Raw genomic sequence first — 19,052 nt, forward strand, 5'->3', positions numbered from 1 at the left:
AGTAATATCAGAGATGTACTTTGAGTACAAAATATTAAGCTTCTTCGTTGTGTATATGTTTACAATGAAGAAGCTTTTTTGCAGAAAAAAATCTTATTGACGGGGATCGAGAGCGAATTTGAAGGGGGGCTTTGACGGTCTCTTTTTTAACCAACAAACGGGCATTGCGGAATAATATGGTACACTATGATGTGTGATATGAACTGGATTACAAGGAGATTAACCATGAGTGATGCCAATAAAGAAAAGATTTTTTATAAAAGAGGAACAGAAGAATTAAAACAGAAAAGCATTCGTGCTCATAAACTCGTCCAAAAGTTTAACAGATGCGACGTTGAGGAATTTGAAAAGAAAGAAGCAATTATTAAAGAGTTGTTTGGAAGTGTTGGCGAAAATGTTAGCATTGAACATAATTTTCATTGTGATTTAGGCTATAACATCCATGTAGGGAAGAATTTCTATGCAGGGTATAACTGCACTATTTTAGATATGGCAGAAGTAAATATAGCGAGATGGTGTTGCGAATGGGACTAATGCGTTATACCTGGAAAAATAACAATAGAGATATCGATGTAAAACAGTATGTATATTATATAAGTTCTTATCATTACAACTGGCATGATGACCTGGAGCTTATCATGGTTCTAAAGGGAGAAATCGAAGTCAGCATGAATGGCAGGAATTATATTCTAGAAGAGGATGACATGATGCTCATCAATTCTAATGTAGGACATGCTACCCTTGCCAGAAAGTCAAATTCCATAGCCATGGTTATTCATCTCAATCCTATATACTTTAGCAGCTATTACAGCGATTACCATTTACTTGAGTTCAATTGTATATCGAATATGAAGACAAGAAATGATCAACCCTTTAAAGAAATAAGGAAACTTTCAATAGAAATGATTCAAAATATAGAAGGGAACACAACAGCAGAAAGGATCTACTTTGAGAGCCTTCTCCATCAGCTTATGGCAACTTTGGTAAAGCATTTCCCTCCAAAAGAGATTTCATCTATGGAAATGGCAAGCAATAAGAAGAAATCGGATGCTGTGAATAAAATTATTCACTATATTGACCATCACTACAAAAATAAAATTAGTCTTGAAGAGCTCTCAAAGGTATCTGGGTATCATAAAAGCTATATTTCACAGATTGTGAAGCAGCAGCTCGGTATCAACTACTATGAATACCTTACAAGAGTCAGACTGAGAGAAGCAACATATGCCCTTGCGGACCTAGAAGAGAAAATCTCCGATATTGCATTGTCCTCCCCTTCTCGTAGGTGTTGGCATCGGTACTTCGGTAGAAACAGCAGCGTTAAACTCAAAACTAGCTCTTATGAGACCTGTTGGAAGTCATAATGAAAATGAAAATGCGGCGAAGATGGAAAGGCTTCTTGAGGATGGGATCAATGCGATTGGCCTTGGACCTCAGGGGCTTAAGGGATCGAAATCCGTTATGGGTGTAAATGTTGTCAATACAGCAAGACATCCTTCTACCATCGGAGTGGCCGTGAATACAGGGTGCTGGTCCCATAGAAGAGGAAAGATCACGTTTGATAGAAATCTAAACTACGAAATTAACACTCACGAGGGGGTAACACTATGAGTAAAAAGGTATTAACAACACCTATAAAAGATGAAGATCTTAAGGATATACGAGTGGGAGACATCATTTACCTAACCGGAACATTGGTTACTTGCAGGGATGTTGCCCACCGAAGACTCATTGAAGAAAAGATTCCTCTACCTGTAGATCTTAAGGGTAAAGCTATTTTCCACGCGGGTCCCATTGTGAGAGACCTAGGAAATGAACAGTACGAGATTGTTTCTGTTGGACCGACAACCAGTATGAGAATGGAAAAGTTCGAAAAGGAATTCATTGAAGAAACAGGTGTTAAAGTGATTGTTGGAAAAGGCGGAATGGGAAAAAACACCGAAGAAGGATGCAAGACTCACAAAGCGCTGCATGTCGTCTTTCCAGCCGGAAATGCTGTTTATGCGGCAGTGAAGGTTGAGCGAATCAAAGAAGTACACTGGAAAGACCTTGGAATGCCTGAATCTCTTTGGGTATGTGAAGTGAATGAATTCGGCCCTCTTATTGTTTCTATTGATGCCGAAGGAAATAACATCTTTGAAGAAAATAAGGTGGAGTTCAATAAAAAGAAGGAAGAACAGTATGAGTTAATTAGCAAGCAGGTAAGATTCATTAAGTAAGTTTTTCATAACATGGTAATAAAAACAAGAAAGGTTCGGGTTACTCAGAGTTGGGGTACTGAACCTTTCTTGTTATAATATATAGGATTTAATTTAATTGGTTGAAAGAGGAGTGGATAGAATGCAGGTTCTACAAAAAACAAAGACTCAAAAAATAGTTCGCTATCAGAACCAAAATGGCAAAATATATTACGGTATTGTTGAGGACGATGTCATTTTACAACTGTCTAGCAATTTTTCCGAACTTGTCAACGAAGAGGTAAAATATGACGGTGTAAAGGTTAGCTATAGTGAAGTGAAAATTCTAGAGCCTGTGAAACCCTCTAAGGTGGTCAATTTCGGATGGACGTATGCAGAGCATGCAAAAGAAACGGGAGGTCAGGCTAATCTTAAAGAACCTTTTTTGTTTTTGAAGCCTACATCTTCTCTTATTCCAGATCAAGGGAAAATTTTGCTTCCGCCTAGCGAATTAACCAACCAGGTGGAATTGGAGGGGGAAGTGGCTCTAGTTATTGGGAAACGCGGAAAAAATATTAAAGAAGAGGAAGCCTTGGATTACGTTTTTGGCTGCACGATCTTTAATGATGTGACGGCAAGAGACCTTACAAAAGCGGATCCCCAGTTTACGCGCGGTAAAGGCTTTGATACGTTTGGTCCATTGGGGCCGTATATTGTAACAGGTATAGATCCAACTAATTTACGAATCATTACAACTTTAAACGGCAAAGTCGTACAAGAAGGTAATACGAATCAGATGTCACTTTCCATTCCTTACCTTATCAGTTGGATTTCAAAGGTAATGACACTGGAGCCGGGTGATGTTTTGGCTACTGGTTCACCTTCTGGAAGTTGTCCTATGAAGTCGGGAGATATTGTAGTTGTTGAAGTCGAGCAGATCGGTAAGCTTTGTAACTATGTTCAATAGAAAATACTACATCGAAGACTTTGGATTACTAATTCAGCAATGGGTTAGTTTTTAAAATAAATACCATATAAAATAGCGAAAGTAGCAAGATAAGACGTGTCCTTTTTAACAAACAAAAGCACCTTGGATTCAACAATATTCCAAGGTGCTTTTCTATATCTTTTTAACTCTACTTTATTGCAAACCAAATAAAAGTTTGAGCTACTTGATTTTTGTTCGGGCCGACTGTTGTTTGAGTTTCCGCTGAAGTTCATAAATGTAGCTGTGGAGACGAAATTGCTGAAAAACTTCATATCTCCGAACGCACCGTGGAGAATCATCGACGCAATATCAGCAAAAAACTAGGGATAAGTAAGCGAAGTGAATGGTTAGATCTTGCCAAGAGATATCAGATGATTGACTTAAATGGATAAAGGACGGCGTCAAGTCAACATTCCAGAGGAAAGGGGTGTTGGCTTTTTTGACGTTTCATGAACAAATCCAATCAAATTAAACAACAATGTACAAAAATAACAAAGAACCAAGATGAGTTTTTCACTAATGATAAATATTTTAAAAAACTATGTACAAATATGTATAAAAAATATATAATTTAAACATGAAATGATAACAAATGGTTAATTAATTGTTAATTGTACAATTTTGAACATAAGGAGGATGGCTCCCGGTGGAAGTGTTAATGAGAAATATGTTTCAAGCATTGGGGAAGAACCGTTCAGCTAACCAGTGGGCGAAAAAATACGGACTTAAATTTGGTGCAAGTCGGTTCGTGGCTGGAGAGTCGATTGAAAAAGCAATTAATGCGGTGCGTGAGTTGAATAAACAGGGAAGAGTGGCAACACTCGACCACCTAGGTGAGTTTGTATTCACTCAAGAGGAAGCCAATGAATCGGCCTCCATGTGTATCCGAACGCTTGATGCGATCGCAAAGGCGGGAGTGAAGTCGAATCTTTCACTGAAAATGACTTCACTCGGGTTGGATATCAGTAAAGATTTGTGTATGGCTAATATGCGCCGCATTCTGGATCGGGCAAAAATTCACGGAAATTTCGTCCGCATCGACATGGAAGATTACGCACATTGCCAAATTTCCCTTGACATCTACCGAGAGCTGCGCAAGGAGTACAACAATGTCGGGTTGGTGATCCAAGCCTATCTGTATCGCACTGTACAAGACATCACGGATCTGAATGAGGATCATGCCAATCTTCGCTTGGTGAAGGGAGCCTACAAGGAGTCCCCAGAGGTCGCCTTTCCGGAGAAGCACGACGTGGATGAAAACTATAAAAAGATCATTAAGATGCATTTGCTGAATGGTAATTACACAGCCGTTGCCAGCCATGATGAGAGTATGATTGAGTACACCAAGAGTGTTGTTCGCGAACATCAGATTCCCAATGAACAATTTGAATTCCAAATGCTTTACGGCATTTGTGTAGACCTTCAGAAGCGTTTGGTGGAAGAGGGATATAAAGTAAGAGTCTACGTTCCCTATGGTGTGGACTGGTTTGGATACTTCATGAGGCGCCTGGCAGAGCGTCCTGCAAATGTTTGGTTTGTACTTAAAAATCTATTGAAATAAAACCATTTAAAAGGAGAGTACCAAAATGACCACTTTAACTAAAATCACTCCATTTGCAAACGAAGCGTTTACGGACTTTACAAAGGAAGAAAACAAGCAAGTAATGTTAGTCGCTTTAGCTAAAGTGCAAAAGGAACTAGGCCAAGATATCCCGTTACATATCGGTTCTGACAAAGTGATGACCGATGAAAAAATTATTTCCATTAATCCTGGTGATGTGGATCAAGTCATTGGACGCGTGAGCAAAGTTTCTCAAGAGTTAGCGGAGCGTGCGATGCAGGTGGCTTTGCAAACCTTTGAAACATGGAAAAAGGTTTCTGCTCAAGAGCGTGCGGAATATTTATTTAAAGCAGCTGCATTGATGCGTGAACGCAAACATGAATTCTCCGCCTTAATGGTTTATGAAGCCGGCAAAAACTGGGCTGAAGCGGATGCGGATACAGCGGAAGCCATCGATTTCATGGAATTCTATGCTCGTGAAATGATCCGGTTAAGCAACGTGAACGAACATCAGCCGCTTGTAAAATTGGCTGGTGAAGACAATAAATTGACCTATATCCCACTGGGTGTCGGAGTGGTAATTCCGCCTTGGAACTTCCCGTTAGCGATTTGTGTAGGAATGGTAACGGCTAGTGTGGTTTCCGGCAACACCGTTTTATTGAAGCCCTCGTCCATTACTCCGGTTATTGCTTATCGTTTTGTTGAGCTCATGGAAGAAGTGGGTCTGCCAGCTGGAGTGATCAACTTCATCCCAGGAAGCGGCGCGGAAGTTGGAGATTACTTGACCACTCATCCGAAAACTCGTTTTATCAGCTTTACGGGATCTAAAGAAGTCGGATTGCGCATTAATCGCTTGGCTGCGGAAACGGCGCAGGGCCAAATCTGGATTAAGCGTGTGGTAGCGGAAATGGGTGGAAAAGACGGAATTGTCGTGGATGAAACTGCGGATTTGGATGCGGCAGCATCTTCTATCGTTGCCTCTGCCTTCGGTTTCCAGGGACAAAAATGTTCGGCCGGCTCTCGTGCGATTATCGTTGAATCGGTTTATGATGAAATTGTAGGTAAAGTAGGGGAACTAACTCGAAAGCTCCAAATCGGTTTACCGGAAGAAAACTTTGCGATAGGTCCAGTTTCAGACAAGAATGCATATGAGAAAATCCTGGAATACATTGAGATCGGAAAAGGCGAAGGGCGCTTGATTGCTGGAGGAGAAAAAGCTGAAGGAAACGGATATTACATTCAACCGACTGTTTTTGCGGATGTAGATGGCAAAGCGCGCATTATGCAGGAAGAAATTTTTGGGCCTGTCCTTGCTTTAGCGAAAGCAAAGGATTGGAAAGAAGCCATCGACATGTACAATGATACGGAGTTTGGGTTGACCGGTGCCTTCTTTTCCAAGAATGAAGAGCGAATTGAATATGCTTTGGAAACTATGCATTGCGGAAACCTCTATATTAACCGCAAGTGTACAGGAGCCCTTGTAGGGGTACATCCATTCGGAGGATTTAATATGTCGGGTACCGATTCTAAAGCAGGCGGGTTTGATTATCTTTTGTTGTTTACCCAAGCAAAGATGACTTCTCGGAAAGTGTAATAAGATCTAGATGGATAAATGACCCTCCTAAGGGAGGGTCATTTATATAATGGAAAATATATTTATAACTATTTTTATTCCCAAGGATACCAAGATAGTGTACAATAATCAAAGATATTGCCATGATATACAATCATAATTTAATTCGGTATTATTTTACTATTCAATTAAGTAAGCGCTTGTATTAGGAGAGGTGGAGTTAGCAAATGAATCTACAGTTAATTTTTTCAATTACTGTCTACATGGTAGGCATGCTCATTATAGGATATTTTGCCTACAAGCGGACTTCCAATTTATCCGACTATATGCTAGGAGGGAGAGGGTTAGGTCCTGCGGTCACAGCGTTAAGCGCCGGTGCGGCCGATATGAGTGGTTGGTTGCTGATGGGTCTTCCTGGTGCGATGTATGCTCAAGGGTTAAGCGCATCCTGGATTGCCATTGGGTTAGTTCTCGGTGCTTGGGCAAACTGGCTTTATGTGGCACCCCGATTAAGAGCCTATTCGGAAGTGACCAATTCGATCACGATACCTGCATTCTTGGAAAACCGCTTTGGTGACGGATCTAATGTATTGCGTTTAACTTCAGGAATCGTTATCCTCGTTTTCTTCACCTTCTATGTATCGGCCGGGATTGTATCCGGTGGGGTTATGTTTGAGAATACCTTCAAAATGGACTATCATACAGGAATTTGGATTGTTGCTGGCGTTACCGTCGCTTACACCCTGTTTGGAGGATTCCTGGCTGTAAGCTGGACCGATTTTGTTCAAGGACTTATCATGTTTATTGCGTTAATCTTAGTACCAGCTGTAACCCTTATGCATACAGGAGGAATGGGAGAGTCTTTTGAAACCATCAAAACGGTCGATCCGGCCCTTTTTGACATGTTAAAAGGAACGAGTTTTATTGGGATCGTTTCCTTGTTTGCTTGGGGACTTGGCTACTTTGGCCAACCACATATCATTGTTCGCTTTATGGCCATATCATCGGTTAAGGAAATTAAGAACGCTCGCCGGATCGGAATGGGCTGGATGATTTTCTCGATTGTGGGAGCCATGTTCACAGGCTTGATTGGTATTTCTTATTACTCCCAGAATGGCTTGAACCTAGCTGATCCTGAAACAGTCTTTATTCAATTAAGTGAGATTATATTCCATCCTATCATTACCGGATTCTTATTAGCAGCTATTCTTGCCGCTATCATGAGTACGATCGCTTCCCAGCTGCTGGTAACGGCTTCTTCCTTGACGGAAGACATGTATAAAACATTTTTCCGCCGTTCTGCGTCGGACAAAGAGCTGGTGTTGATTGGGCGCTTGTCTGTTTTAATCGTTTCGATCATTTCTATAGTATTGGCTTGGAGTAAAAATGGTACGATTCTTTCGCTGGTCGGATATGCATGGGCCGGTTTCGGTGCTTCTTTCGGCCCTGCCATTTTAGTAAGTCTGTATTGGAAGCGAATGACGAAGTGGGGGGCCTTAGCGGGAATGATTGCAGGTGCCGCTACTGTGATCATCTGGACGCAGTTTCCATCACTTAAAGACGTGTATGAGATGATTCCGGGCTTTGCCGCAAGCTTGATCGCCATTGTGGTTGTCAGCTTGCTGACACCTCAGCCGGAAGCTAGCGTTCAAAGCCAATTTGAAAAGTACAAAAAAGCTGCCTAATAGAAATGAGGGTGACCCCAATGGTCGGAGTTAACGATCGCTGGTGTCCCCTTTTTTTTTGTAATAAGAATTTATAAGTCTCCGGCTACAGTGGTGTCCCCTCTCTTGGTTCCGCTGTACGCAAAAGCTGCAAAAAGAAAGAGAAATAGAAGCGATGAAGAAGCTGCTCATCCGAGCTTTTTCTATTCCTGTTCGCACACGTACGAGACTGTTCGAAAATGTGCCTAATGGGTTACGATGCGGCCTACATCCACAAATTTCATAAACTGAGAGAGTAAAAAGGACATACATCCCCCCACAGACTATCCTCTCATGCCAAAAGAAGTTACGATAACCCTCGCATGAAGGTCCCAGTACCCATTTATTAGCCAATTTTCGTAATATCCAGCAGGTTAATTACAGGACGAATAATTCCTGCCTATTTTGGCATGGGGATCACTGAATGGTTTCTGTGTGAGAAAATATAACATACTTGTTTCGTAATAATACAGTAGGGAATATAATTTAAACAAAAGTGTATAAATATGTTGTTATGAAATAAAATTATATACAAAATTTGAATTTTTTGTACAAAATGACGCCCTTGTGTGTAATTATTTTACATACAAATACACTTTGAAAAATTTAATAAAGGAGCAATTTGCAATGAATGTACTGTTACTTAGTTCGATTGTGGTTTACGTGGTAGGAATGTTATGGATTGGTTACTACGCCTACAAGCGGACATCTAATTTATCCGACTATATGTTGGGGGGAAGAACGCTTGGGCCTGCTGTCACAGCACTCAGTGCAGGCGCTTCCGATATGAGCGGTTGGTTGATGATGGGCCTTCCTGGTGCTATGTTTGCCCAAGGCTTAAGCGCATCTTGGATCGCCATTGGCTTAACCCTTGGCGCTTGGGCAAACTGGCTATACGTGGCACCGAGGCTAAGGACTTATACGGAAGTAGCGAATAATTCCATTACGATCCCTTCCTATTTGGAAAACCGATTCGGCGACGGATCCAATCTTTTGCGTTTGGTTTCCGGACTCGTCATCCTGATTTTTTTCACGTTCTATGTATCGGCGGGAATCGTATCGGGCGGATTGATGTTTGAGAATACCTTTAGGATGGATTACCATACAGGCGTTTGGATCATCACGGGCGTGGTTGTGGCTTACACCCTTTTTGGCGGCTTTCTTGCCGTGAGTTGGACGGATTTTGTACAAGGGATTATTATGGTGATCGCCTTGATTCTAGTACCAGCTATGGCCATTACTCATTCTGGAGGAATGGGGCAATCTTTTGAGACGATAAAAGCAGTGGATCCAGCCTTGTTTGATATGTTGAAAGGGACTAGTTTTATCGGCATTATTTCTTTATTTGCCTGGGGGCTTGGCTATTTTGGTCAGCCGCATATCATTGTCCGTTTTATGGCGATTTCATCTGTAAAAGAAATTAAGAAAGCTCGACGAATCGGAATGAATTGGATGATCTTTTCCATTGTTGGAGCGATGTTCACGGGATTTGGCGGAATCTCTTTCTACAATAAGCAAGGTCTAAAGTTAGAGAATCCAGAGACCATCTTTATTCAATTGAGTGAAATTCTGTTTCACCCGATTATCACTGGTTTCCTGTTGGCAGCCATTCTAGCCGCTATCATGAGTACCATTTCCTCTCAGTTGCTGGTGACCTCCAGTTCCCTGACGGAAGATGTGTATAAAACGTTCTTCCGCCGTTCAGCTACGGATAAAGAGCTTGTGTTTATTGGCCGTCTTTCCGTTTTATTAGTCTCCGTCATCGCGCTATCATTGGCTTGGAGCAAAAATGGAACCATTTTATCTTTAGTTGGATATGCGTGGGCGGGTTTTGGCGCTTCCTTCGGCCCTGCTATTTTAGTAAGCTTGTATTGGAATCGAATGACCAAGTGGGGAGCATTAGCGGGAATGATTGCAGGAGCTGCGACCGTTATTATATGGACACAGTTTCCTTCGCTAAAAGAAGTGTACGAGATGATTCCTGGCTTTGCCGCAAGCTTGATAGCTATTGTTGTCGTCAGCTTATTGACCCCACAGCCGGAAGCCGGCGTTCAAAGCCAATATGAAAAGTATAAAAATGCTGCCTAAAATTAGTCGAATATGCAAAAGAGCGGTTTACTCCATGGAGGAAAACCGCTCTTTTTTGTCTTGATGTGCCACTCTATTACGTTGCTTTCGCACTATCCGTTTAAGTTATATTCCTTCATCTTATTGTACAGAGTCCCTCTAGAGATACCGAGCAATTTGGCCGCTGCGCTTTTATTTCCGTAAGTTTTGCGCAGGGCTTCTTCGATGGCGGCAGATTCCTTCTCCGTCGTCATTTTCGCTTTCAGTACAACCTCTTGAGTGTTCGAACGGACAGGCTCCGCTTTGTCGGGAGCTTTCGCATTCACAGGCATATTAGCCGTCAGCGCTTTCGGCAGTTGATGGTGCGTAACGGTTTCACTGTCGTTTAAAAGGATGAAACGTTCCACCACATTGCGGAGCTGTCGGATATTACCCGGCCAATCGAAGTTCATTAACGCTGTCATGGCGGCAGAGTCGATTGAGGGCATCGGCTTTTTGTACTTGACTGTAAATTCCTTCATGAATTGATACACCAATTCAGGGATGTCCTCTGTACGTTCGCGCAGTGGGGGAATCTCGATGCTCACCACGTTAAGATGATAATAAAGATCTTCGTGGAAATGCCCTTTAGTAACCATTGTTTCTAACGCTGGTGAAGCCGCTGCAATGATTCGGGCTCGGATAGGGATGGGATCGGTTCCGCCAATGTGATAAAACGTATGGTGCTCCATGCACTGCAGAAACTTAACTTGAACATCGAAAGGCATCTGGTCTATTTCTTCAATGAAAAGAGTGCCTCCTGCAGCCTGCTCCAGCTTGCCGTTTTTACCCGAATGTTCCTCTCCTGAGAAGGCTCCTCCCTGATACCCGAAGAGCTCCGCCTCCAATAAGCCGGCAGGAAGCGCTGCACAATTCATCGATATAAAAGGTTTGCCGCTTCTCGGGCTGTTGAAATGGATGGCTTGGGCAAGCATCTCTTTTCCGGTTCCGGATTCTCCAACCAGTAGAACAGGAATATCGGCGTTGGCTGTCTTTTCGGCTATTTTGATCGCTTGCTGGATCTCCAATCCTATCCCAATTAAGGATGTAAAGGGGTGTGCCTGTTGTACATGATTCGGAAGGGAGGAATACAATTCCTCATTAAGTCGAACGATGCGCGTAATGTCATGTTCCGTAGCGATCCCTCCAATGACCGAGTGGCCTTCCAAAATGGGGGATGCATTGATCAGCACGTGGGTGTCGGGTGTGGGCTGATGATAAGCCCCCCTTACCGGTCGTCCCTCGTCGAGAATTTGATGAAGCATAATCGATTCCATTTGGAAATGTTCCCCGATTTTTCGGCCCAGGATATTTTCCTGCTTAATTCCGTAAGTTTGTTCCGCTACATGATTCCAGCAGATCACTTTTCCTTCGTGGTCGACTGCGGTAACAGCATCGTTAACTGTTTCTGCCAAGGTGTGAAAGTAAGAGGCTAGGCGTTCGTTTTCCTTTGTTAAATATTTAATCCATTCATCGGATGTTACGACTCCCGCAATCTTTCCGTCATTCAAAACCACTACAGGCCGTCTCCAATCTAATCGAGAAGTGAGCAATTTGGACAAGGGACACACGGTAGAAGGAAGCCACTTTTTTTCCTTCAGCCATTTTTTTGCTGTTAGCGTATCGTTTTTGGAATCCATTTGTTCACGTTCATAAGGAGTTAACACGTAATGAGATTCATCTACAATAATCGCCGAGTGGGAGGGATTTGTTTTTCTAACCACTTCTGAGAGTAGAAGATGGGAAGGAAAGATGCTATAGGAATGGTCAATCTGTAATTGTCCAAAATTGAACATAAATAAAATCCCCTTCGGTCATGTGATTTCATCCATTAATGTACCATGGTTAGTTCTAATTATACAATGATAAAAGGATTTTGAACAAAAATGTTTATACGTTCAATTACAAAAATAATATAAACAAAAATATAAAGATATGAAATTGTCGGCAAACTAAAGAAAGTATAAACTGAAGATGATAGCTTATTGTGCGGCCATGCAGACTTTTTGCAAGGTCGTTACTTATATTTCCTATTACCAATAAAACGCTTTTCGTATAAAATAAGACTATTCAGAGGAGCGAGTCTTTTATATAATCAAATGACTCTAGAGGTGAAATTTGAAAAGAATACTTGCAAAATATCTTTTTTCTTCCTTTAAGACGACCATTCTTAGTCTATTCCTGCCCATCATTATCATTTTCATTATGATCATGGGTTTTGTTTCCTACACTCTCGCTTCTGGCCAACTGCAGGAAAACGCCTACAAAAATATTAGCGATACGGTTTTTCAAACCAAAGGATACCTGGATAATCAACTATCCGATATATTTGAGCAATTGGTAGCGCTAACTAATCATCCGGATACACTGTCCATTATCGCTAAGGATTCAAAGGATATAAACCCTACGGACTATATTCGGATGGATAGCCATTTAAACCGGATTTTTTCTTATAATCCCATTATCGAATCGATGCTGGTCCATTTTCATAATGGGGACTTTGTCCTTTCTAAAGGACATGACATATGGGTAAAAGAGAACTTTTCTTATGATGAATACCGAACGCAATACCAAGGAAACCATGAAGAGTTTTATTGGAGGAACCTTCACCCGGATGATATTTTCAGTCGACCCAATCAAGGGAATGGCGTCGTCAGTGTTTTTAAGATGATTGGAAATGAGGAATCCCAGGCCAAGGGCATTCTTTTATTTAATATCCGTGAGGATTTCTTCAAGAAGGTTATGAACGATTCGCTTATCGGCGAAAACGGGTACCTCGTGCTGGCCAGTCAAGACGGCTATATGACATTTAAGCAGGTGGATCAAAAATATCAACTGAACGAAGAGGTCTTAAATCATTTGCAGAAAATGAATAAAGAAAATGGCCGCTTTGAATTCCAAAAGCCGAACGGAAACAAGATGATTGTCGTTTACGATACGATTGGCGTGAATAGGTGGAAGGTTGCCGCTGTCTTTCCTGAGGAAGACATTCTAAAAAGGGTGAATTATATCAAGCTAGTTACCCTGTCTGTCATTATCTTACTTATTGCGGTTGCTGTCCCATTAGCAAGCCTCTTAGCCAGATATATTACCAGGCCCATTTCCTATTTGGCCAATCACATGAAGATTATTCAAAAAGGAAACTTGGACGTAAAACTGGATGTAACTGGCGCAAGCGAAATTGGCATTTTATATAAGGGGATTAGGGATTTGGTCGTAAGAGTGAACATTTTGCTGGATCAGATCCGAAAAGAACAGGAAACGAAGAGACAGCTTGAATTAGCCGTAATGCAAGCGCAGATTAATCCTCATTTTTTGTATAATACGCTATATTCTATAAAAGGACTTTGTGACATGAACCTTAATCAGGATGCCAGTTCGATGGTTACTGCTCTTTCTAATTATTTTCGAATCAGTATCAGCAGAGGACAGGAGATTATTAGTGTACAAGATGAAACGGAGCATATACGAAATTATTTATTTATACAAGAAATGAGATACGGTGATGATTTCACCTATGACTTGGATATTGATCCTCAAATATCAGGTTATAGCATTATTAAATTAACCCTTCAGCCTCTCGTAGAGAATGCGATTTATCACGGAGTCAAGCAAACACGCGGAATTGGGCATATTCAAGTTAAAGGGTATGCGATCGAAAATAACCTATGCTTTGAAGTGAGAGACAATGGAGCTGGAATGAGTCACGAAAGATTGGATGAAATCAGACTGGCCCTAAAGAATAAAGACTCTCAAAAAATTGGATTTGGGATGCGGAGCGTCCATGAACGAATCCAAATTCATTATGGCAAGGATTATGGTCTGACGATTGATAGTGAACCCGGACAAGGGACCGTAGTAAAAGTGTTGATTCCCATTGCAGAAGGTTAGGCGGTGAAACAGGTGTATAAAGTTGTAATTGTTGACGATGATCGAATTATCAGGCGAGGTCTATCCAGTATCCCTTGGGAAGACATTGGCTTTCAGCTTGTAGGCGAAGCGAGTGACGGGGAAATGGGATTGCAGGTCATTGCCGAGACTTGTCCGCATATTGTCATTTCTGACATCAAAATGCCTTTTATGGACGGGCTGGAAATGGCTGGTTCCATCAAGAAGAACTATCCAGCAATTAAAGTGATTTTACTGACGGGTTATGATGATTTTAAATACGCCCAGGAAGCTATTAAGATTCGGGCCTTTGATTATCTGCTTAAGCCGGTTGACCGGGAAGTCCTGATAGAAAAGGTGAAAATGGCTGCGAGTGAGTTGGAGAATGAGCAAAAAGCGCAAAAGCAGATGAACGAAGGAATGCCATTTCTGCGGCAGCGTTTTTTAAAGAAGCTGATCCATAACCAATGCAGACCGGATGAAATCGATAAAGAATTGGAATTCCTCGGTGTTGAACTGAAGGGTCCCCTTTTCTCAGCTTTCCTGATCAAGCTGGATGATGGCCTTCCCCATACAGGTGAGAAGAAGGATGACATTTTCGGAAGCGAAATCCTGAAATTTTGCGTATACAATATTTGCGAGGAGATTTTGGATGAGGAAAAATGCGGCATCGTCTTTGATTCGGATCGGGATGAGCTTGTTCTTATCTATTCCAGCAATGAGGTGCCGGAAACCGCTAGCCAACACATGTACGCTTTAGCTGAACGAATTAGGGAAAGCGTCAAAATGTACCTTAAGAAAACGGTCACGATTGCGATGGGGAGGGTCCATAGCAATATACCCGGCATCTCTCAAGCCTATGAGGAGGCCCGCTCTGCTATAGAGTTCCGCCACTTGATAGGAAAGGACAAAGTATTTTCGATTGCGGATACGGGTCTTCCCCCAAACAGTAACCCTGATCCCATAAAGGGCATAGAAAATGAGCTGCTGCTGAAAGTGAAGCTAGGGCTATCATTGGAAGCGTTTGCTGTTATTGAAGAGCTCAAAAATCAACTTTTAAGCCAGAAGTATATTTCTCTTCATCATGTTCGGCTCATGGCCACGCAAATCATTGTCCTTCTCTTCAAGGAAGCGGAAGAATGGGCAGAGGGTTGGGTAGATCGCCATCGTGAAGACTTGACGAATCACTATCATGAAATCAACCAATTGCAAACCGTTGCAGAAATAGTAAAGAAACTAGAGTCGGTCGTAACGAGCCTCGTTTCGTACGTTAATATGAAGAGAGAAGGACAGAAGAATGCCACGGTAGACTTGGCTATGAGATTTATTGAAGAAAATTATTTTAAAGAGGGCTTGTCCTTGCAAGATGTCGCAAAGGAAGTCCACATTAGTCCCACCTATTTGAGCATTCTTTTTAAACAGGAAAAAAATATTAATTTCTCTGACTTTCTCTTCGAAACCAGGATGAAAAAAGCCATGGAGCTGTTGCGGCACCAAAATCTAAAAACATATGAGGTTGCAGAAAAGGTAGGATACGGCAATCCTCAATATTTTAGCGTCAGTTTCAAAAAGTATACAGGCTACTCTCCTCTTGAGTTTAAGAAGCAGGAATAGGGGGCCCGCTTATGGTAATGGTTCATCTTTTTCGTATTTTTATGATCTTTAGTGTCGCTGCTTTTGCGGGGATAGGTTGCAGCCATAGTCCTGAAAATACGGTTATTCAAGATAAAGAAGAACCGGCCCAGGAAAAGGTGGTTCTTATATTCTGGGATTCTAATGCAGGACCGCGCCGCACACCTTACTATGAGGAGCTGATTAAGCGATTTGAAGAGAAACATCCGGAAATCGATGTAAAGTATGTCGGGATTCCCAATCAGTCTAACCTCCAAAAGTATGAAGCAGCCATCGCTTCGAATGATACCCCGGATGTGGCTGAGGTTTACCCTAGCTGGCTGTCTGGTTTTACGGCTCGAGGGGCGCTGCTGCCATTGGATGAGCATTTTGAACAGTGGAGCGAAAAGGACAAAATAAATAAGGATGCCATTCAATTTAACAGAGAAGTTGTAGGGGATGGCAAGCTATATGGTATCCCTAATACTCAAAACCTGGATGTTTTTTGGTATCGCCAGGATTGGTATAGGCAGAAAAAAGTTCAGCCTCCTGTAACATGGGATGAGTTTTTTTACGCTGTGAAAAGCATGACGGATAAAGCGAATCGCCGCTATGGTTACTCGATTAGAGGCGGGAAAGGAGGATCCTTTCAGCTCCAGCGCCTGATGTACAGCTATTCAGGAATTAGCAATTATTTTGATGAGCACGGAAAAAGTACCATAAATGATCCCAGACATGTCCAATTTGTAAAACAGTATTTTGATATTTATAAATCCTATACGCCTGAAAGTGATATCCGAAATTCCTACAAGGAAATGATCACGGCATTTGATACCGGGGCTGTCGCTTTGATCCACCATAATATTGGATCTTACGGGGAGCATAGCCAAATTTTGAACCCAGGACAATTCGCGGCTCAACCTCTTCCTAAAGCTCCGGATGGAAAGTATGTGGTAGAAGCAGGGAATACGAATGGCTACAGCATTTTTAAGAATACCAAGCATCCGAACGAAGCTTGGAAGCTCTTGAGCTTTCTGTGTTCGGCTGAGGCCCAGAGCTATTGGAATGAAAAAATCGGGCAAATTCCAACCCACATGGATGCAGTGAAAGACCCTTGGGTAAAACGGACTCAGCACATTCAAACGGCATTGCAGGTTCTGGAAAATCCACAAACGGTGTATTATTATCCGCCTTTTTATCTGCCGGATTACCGCTCCATTTTAGATAATCAGGTGGACCCTGGCATACAGGACGTTATGAGCGGAAAGAAAACGGTCGAGGATTTCTTGAATGAATGGGCCAGAGCGATGGAAAAATCCAAACAAAAGTATGAGAAATAGGCTGTTCTGTATTTCCACTTATTTAACATAGGAGAAAGGGTTCCTATCGCCTTTTTCAGGATGTGAAGAGTTCACCTCCAAAAAATTAAACAAAAGGCTGGTCCTAGAAGGTGACTAAAAACCACCTTTTGGGACCAGCCTCTTCGCATTATAGGTCAATCCATTCTTTATGGGTTGGCCTTATTTGTTTTTTTATTTTTCGACCGTTTCAAATTATAAAAATATAAAACGTTTCCATAAAGATATTTAATTCTTGAAAAAGGGAGAAAACCTTACAATAAGTCTATAACAAAAGAGAAAGGAGAAAGACAATGCAGAATGAATTGCGCTTGCAGAAAAAAGTAGGGCTTTCACAACCGGCTCAGTCTAATAAGAAGCGAAAATTCCAGCATGAAAAATGGATACCCTATTTGTTCTTAACGCCAACCGTATTTCTTATTATGGCTTTTATGTTTTATCCTTTAGCGAACGTGTTTTACTACAGTCTACAAAATTATAATTTGAACACTCCTTTTTATAATGGGTTTGTCGGTTTAGAAAACTTTGTCACCGTTTTCAGCGACCCTCAATTTTATTCCAGTCTTAAGATTACGGCAAAATGGGTAGTTTCGCAGGTGGGCCTGCAGCTCGTTTTCGGTATGGTTGTGGCTCTCATCCTGAATCAATCCTTTAAGTTCCGCGCTTTAGTGCGTGCGGCTGCTTTTACGCCCTGGGCCATTTCCGGGGTCCTGGCATCAGTGATGTGGTCTTTGATGTACAACGAGCATATGGGCGTTATCAATGATATCTTCCAAAAGCTTGGCTTGATCGAGCAAAACAAAGCATGGCTAGCCGATTCAGTGACTGTGTTTGCATCAGTGGTCATCGCTGAGCTGTGGAGAGGAATTCCTTTCTTTGCCATTACGCTCCTTGCGGGTCTTCAGAGTATTCCGGAAGAACTTTACGAGGCGGCCAAGGTGGACGGTGCGGGAAAAATGAAAACGTTTTGGTACATTACCCTGCCTCAGCTGAAAAACACCATTGTATTAACTACGTTGCTTCGTACGGTTTGGGAATTTAACAATATTGATCTGATCTTTAACTTGACGGGCGGCGGACCTGCCCATCAAACGACCACCCTGACGATGTACATTGCAGAACTGGCTGTACATGGTAATGATTTCGGATACGGATCGGCTTTGACCGTTGTGTCTTTTGGAATTCTATTAATTTTTGCGGTCGCTTACTTGAAAATCACCCGTTATGAGAAGGAGGCGTAGAAAACCATGAATTTCTCTATCAAGTCGGACCGGTTATTGTTTTTCTATCTGCCGCTTACCTTAATGCTAAGCTTTACGCTCTTTCCGTTCTACTGGACGATCAATACCGCGTTTAAGCATGAAGGAGATATTATAAAGCGTCCGCTTGAATATATCCCCAGCTCAATAACGCTGGATAATTTCGTATCCGCCTGGACGAATGTCGGCTTTTCCGTTTACTTCAAAAACAGTTTATTCATCGGGGTTTGTACCGTTGTTGTGGTGTTGCTGCTTTCGACCTTAGGTGGATACGCTCTAGCCCGCTATAATTTCAAAGGGAAACGGATCTTTCTCCTCATGCTGCTGGCTACTCAGTTTGTCCCTAGAGCCATGCTCATCATTCCCTTGTTTGTCATCTTTAAGAATATGGGACTGATCAGTAATCCGCTGTCCCTCATTATTTCATACACGGTGGTTGAGCTGCCGTTTACGACCATCCTGATGATGGGCTTTATCTCCAATGTGCCAAAAGAGTTGGAGGAAGCAGCCATGATCGACGGCTGCAATCGATTGCAGGCGATCCGCCATGCAGTATTCCCGCTTTTGCTTCCGGGCATTGTAGCCACTGGCGTATTTACTTTCATCTATACTTGGAACGAGTTTTTGCTCGCTTTAATGTTTACCAATCAGCAAGCCCAATTTACGCTTCCAATCGGACTGAGCTATATGATGGGCGAGTTCAACGTCAACTATGGGACTCTTGCTGCAGGAAGTGTGATCGCAATCATCCCTGCCATTCTATTGTTTGCTTACGCACAAAAGTATTTGGTTAATGGATTAGGTGGAGCGGTAAAAGGATAAGGGTAA

16 protein-coding genes are annotated in these 19,052 nt (G+C 42.1%); 15 read left to right on the forward strand and 1 reads right to left on the reverse strand.

Going from position 1 to position 19,052, the window contains the following annotated elements; all coding sequences use genetic code 11:
• Positions 1–225 precede the first annotated feature (225 nt).
• The 10 genes from ABLT31_RS00275 to putP (ABLT31_RS00320) all read left to right on the forward strand — a co-directional run bounded on the left by ABLT31_RS00275 (position 226) and on the right by putP (ABLT31_RS00320) (position 10,090).
• Entirely contained in the window at positions 226–534 is a 309-nt protein-coding gene (locus tag ABLT31_RS00275) for a maltose acetyltransferase domain-containing protein (protein ID WP_367747360.1), read from the forward strand.
• Positions 525–1,364, forward strand: a complete 840-nt coding sequence (locus ABLT31_RS00280; RefSeq protein ID WP_367747363.1) for an AraC family transcriptional regulator — start codon at positions 525–527, stop codon at positions 1,362–1,364. Before ABLT31_RS00275 ends, ABLT31_RS00280 begins: the two co-directional genes overlap by 10 nt.
• Complete coding sequence (locus ABLT31_RS00285) at positions 1,261–1,611, forward strand: fumarate hydratase (RefSeq protein ID WP_367747365.1); 351 nt, start codon at positions 1,261–1,263, stop codon at positions 1,609–1,611. Before ABLT31_RS00280 ends, ABLT31_RS00285 begins: the two co-directional genes overlap by 104 nt.
• Entirely contained in the window at positions 1,608–2,219 is a 612-nt protein-coding gene (ttdB, locus tag ABLT31_RS00290) for a L(+)-tartrate dehydratase subunit beta (protein ID WP_367747368.1), read from the forward strand. The genes ABLT31_RS00285 and ttdB overlap by 4 nt, the downstream gene beginning before the upstream one ends.
• A 121-nt stretch (positions 2,220–2,340) precedes the next feature.
• Positions 2,341–3,144: a fumarylacetoacetate hydrolase family protein gene (locus ABLT31_RS00295; RefSeq protein ID WP_367747369.1), complete on the forward strand. Its 804-nt coding sequence runs from the start codon at positions 2,341–2,343 to the stop codon at positions 3,142–3,144.
• A gap of 275 nt (positions 3,145–3,419) precedes the next feature.
• Positions 3,420–3,557 carry a response regulator transcription factor gene (locus ABLT31_RS00300; protein WP_367749324.1) on the forward strand — a complete coding sequence of 46 codons (138 nt, stop codon included), beginning with the start codon at positions 3,420–3,422 and terminating at the stop codon, positions 3,555–3,557.
• A gap of 254 nt (positions 3,558–3,811) precedes the next feature.
• Positions 3,812–4,726 carry a proline dehydrogenase family protein gene (locus tag ABLT31_RS00305; RefSeq protein WP_367747372.1) on the forward strand — a complete coding sequence of 305 codons (915 nt, stop codon included), beginning with the start codon at positions 3,812–3,814 and terminating at the stop codon, positions 4,724–4,726.
• Between the two features lie 25 nt (positions 4,727–4,751).
• Entirely contained in the window at positions 4,752–6,320 is a 1,569-nt protein-coding gene (gene pruA, locus ABLT31_RS00310; protein ID WP_367747374.1) for an L-glutamate gamma-semialdehyde dehydrogenase, read from the forward strand.
• 206 nt (positions 6,321–6,526) lie between these two features.
• Entirely contained in the window at positions 6,527–7,984 is a 1,458-nt protein-coding gene (gene putP / locus ABLT31_RS00315) for a sodium/proline symporter PutP (protein WP_367747376.1), read from the forward strand.
• A gap of 645 nt (positions 7,985–8,629) precedes the next feature.
• Entirely contained in the window at positions 8,630–10,090 is a 1,461-nt protein-coding gene (gene putP / locus ABLT31_RS00320; protein WP_367747379.1) for a sodium/proline symporter PutP, read from the forward strand.
• Between the two features lie 92 nt (positions 10,091–10,182).
• On the opposite strand, the gene ABLT31_RS00325 is transcribed toward putP (ABLT31_RS00320), so the two are convergent.
• On the reverse strand, positions 10,183–11,904 hold the full coding sequence (locus tag ABLT31_RS00325) for a sigma-54 interaction domain-containing protein (protein ID WP_367747382.1): 1,722 nt from the start codon (positions 11,902–11,904) through the stop codon (positions 10,183–10,185).
• 322 nt (positions 11,905–12,226) lie between these two features.
• Here ABLT31_RS00325 and ABLT31_RS00330 point away from each other — a divergent pair, with 322 nt between their 5' ends.
• The 5 genes from ABLT31_RS00330 (at position 12,227) to ABLT31_RS00350 (ending at position 19,046) form a co-directional block, all read left to right on the forward strand.
• Positions 12,227–13,999 carry a cache domain-containing sensor histidine kinase gene (locus ABLT31_RS00330; protein WP_367747384.1) on the forward strand — a complete coding sequence of 591 codons (1,773 nt, stop codon included), beginning with the start codon at positions 12,227–12,229 and terminating at the stop codon, positions 13,997–13,999.
• A 12-nt stretch (positions 14,000–14,011) separates the two neighbouring features.
• Complete coding sequence (locus ABLT31_RS00335; protein WP_367747387.1) at positions 14,012–15,610, forward strand: response regulator; 1,599 nt, start codon at positions 14,012–14,014, stop codon at positions 15,608–15,610.
• A gap of 11 nt (positions 15,611–15,621) precedes the next feature.
• Positions 15,622–16,947 (forward strand): ABC transporter substrate-binding protein, encoded by a 1,326-nt coding sequence (locus ABLT31_RS00340; protein WP_367747389.1) that lies wholly within the window; start codon positions 15,622–15,624, stop codon positions 16,945–16,947.
• A gap of 311 nt (positions 16,948–17,258) precedes the next feature.
• Entirely contained in the window at positions 17,259–18,206 is a 948-nt protein-coding gene (locus ABLT31_RS00345) for a carbohydrate ABC transporter permease (RefSeq protein ID WP_367747391.1), read from the forward strand.
• 6 nt (positions 18,207–18,212) lie between these two features.
• Entirely contained in the window at positions 18,213–19,046 is an 834-nt protein-coding gene (locus tag ABLT31_RS00350) for a carbohydrate ABC transporter permease (protein ID WP_367747394.1), read from the forward strand.
• The last annotated feature ends 6 nt before the right edge of the window (positions 19,047–19,052 follow it).

It is taken from the genome of Ammoniphilus soli, assembly GCF_040813775.1.

Coding starts and splice junctions, on each gene's coding strand:
- ABLT31_RS00340 (WP_367747389.1), top strand. CDS start 15,622: ATGGTAATGGTTCATCTTTTTCGTATTTTTATGATCTTTAGTGTCGCT.
- ttdB (WP_367747368.1), top strand. CDS start 1,608: ATGAGTAAAAAGGTATTAACAACACCTATAAAAGATGAAGATCTTAAG.
- ABLT31_RS00295 (WP_367747369.1), top strand. CDS start 2,341: ATGCAGGTTCTACAAAAAACAAAGACTCAAAAAATAGTTCGCTATCAG.
- ABLT31_RS00325 (WP_367747382.1), bottom strand. CDS start 11,904: ATGTTCAATTTTGGACAATTACAGATTGACCATTCCTATAGCATCTTT.
- ABLT31_RS00275 (WP_367747360.1), top strand. CDS start 226: ATGAGTGATGCCAATAAAGAAAAGATTTTTTATAAAAGAGGAACAGAA.
- putP (WP_367747379.1), top strand. CDS start 8,630: ATGAATGTACTGTTACTTAGTTCGATTGTGGTTTACGTGGTAGGAATG.
- ABLT31_RS00350 (WP_367747394.1), top strand. CDS start 18,213: ATGAATTTCTCTATCAAGTCGGACCGGTTATTGTTTTTCTATCTGCCG.
- ABLT31_RS00345 (WP_367747391.1), top strand. CDS start 17,259: ATGCAGAATGAATTGCGCTTGCAGAAAAAAGTAGGGCTTTCACAACCG.
- ABLT31_RS00280 (WP_367747363.1), top strand. CDS start 525: ATGGGACTAATGCGTTATACCTGGAAAAATAACAATAGAGATATCGAT.
- pruA (WP_367747374.1), top strand. CDS start 4,752: ATGACCACTTTAACTAAAATCACTCCATTTGCAAACGAAGCGTTTACG.
- putP (WP_367747376.1), top strand. CDS start 6,527: ATGAATCTACAGTTAATTTTTTCAATTACTGTCTACATGGTAGGCATG.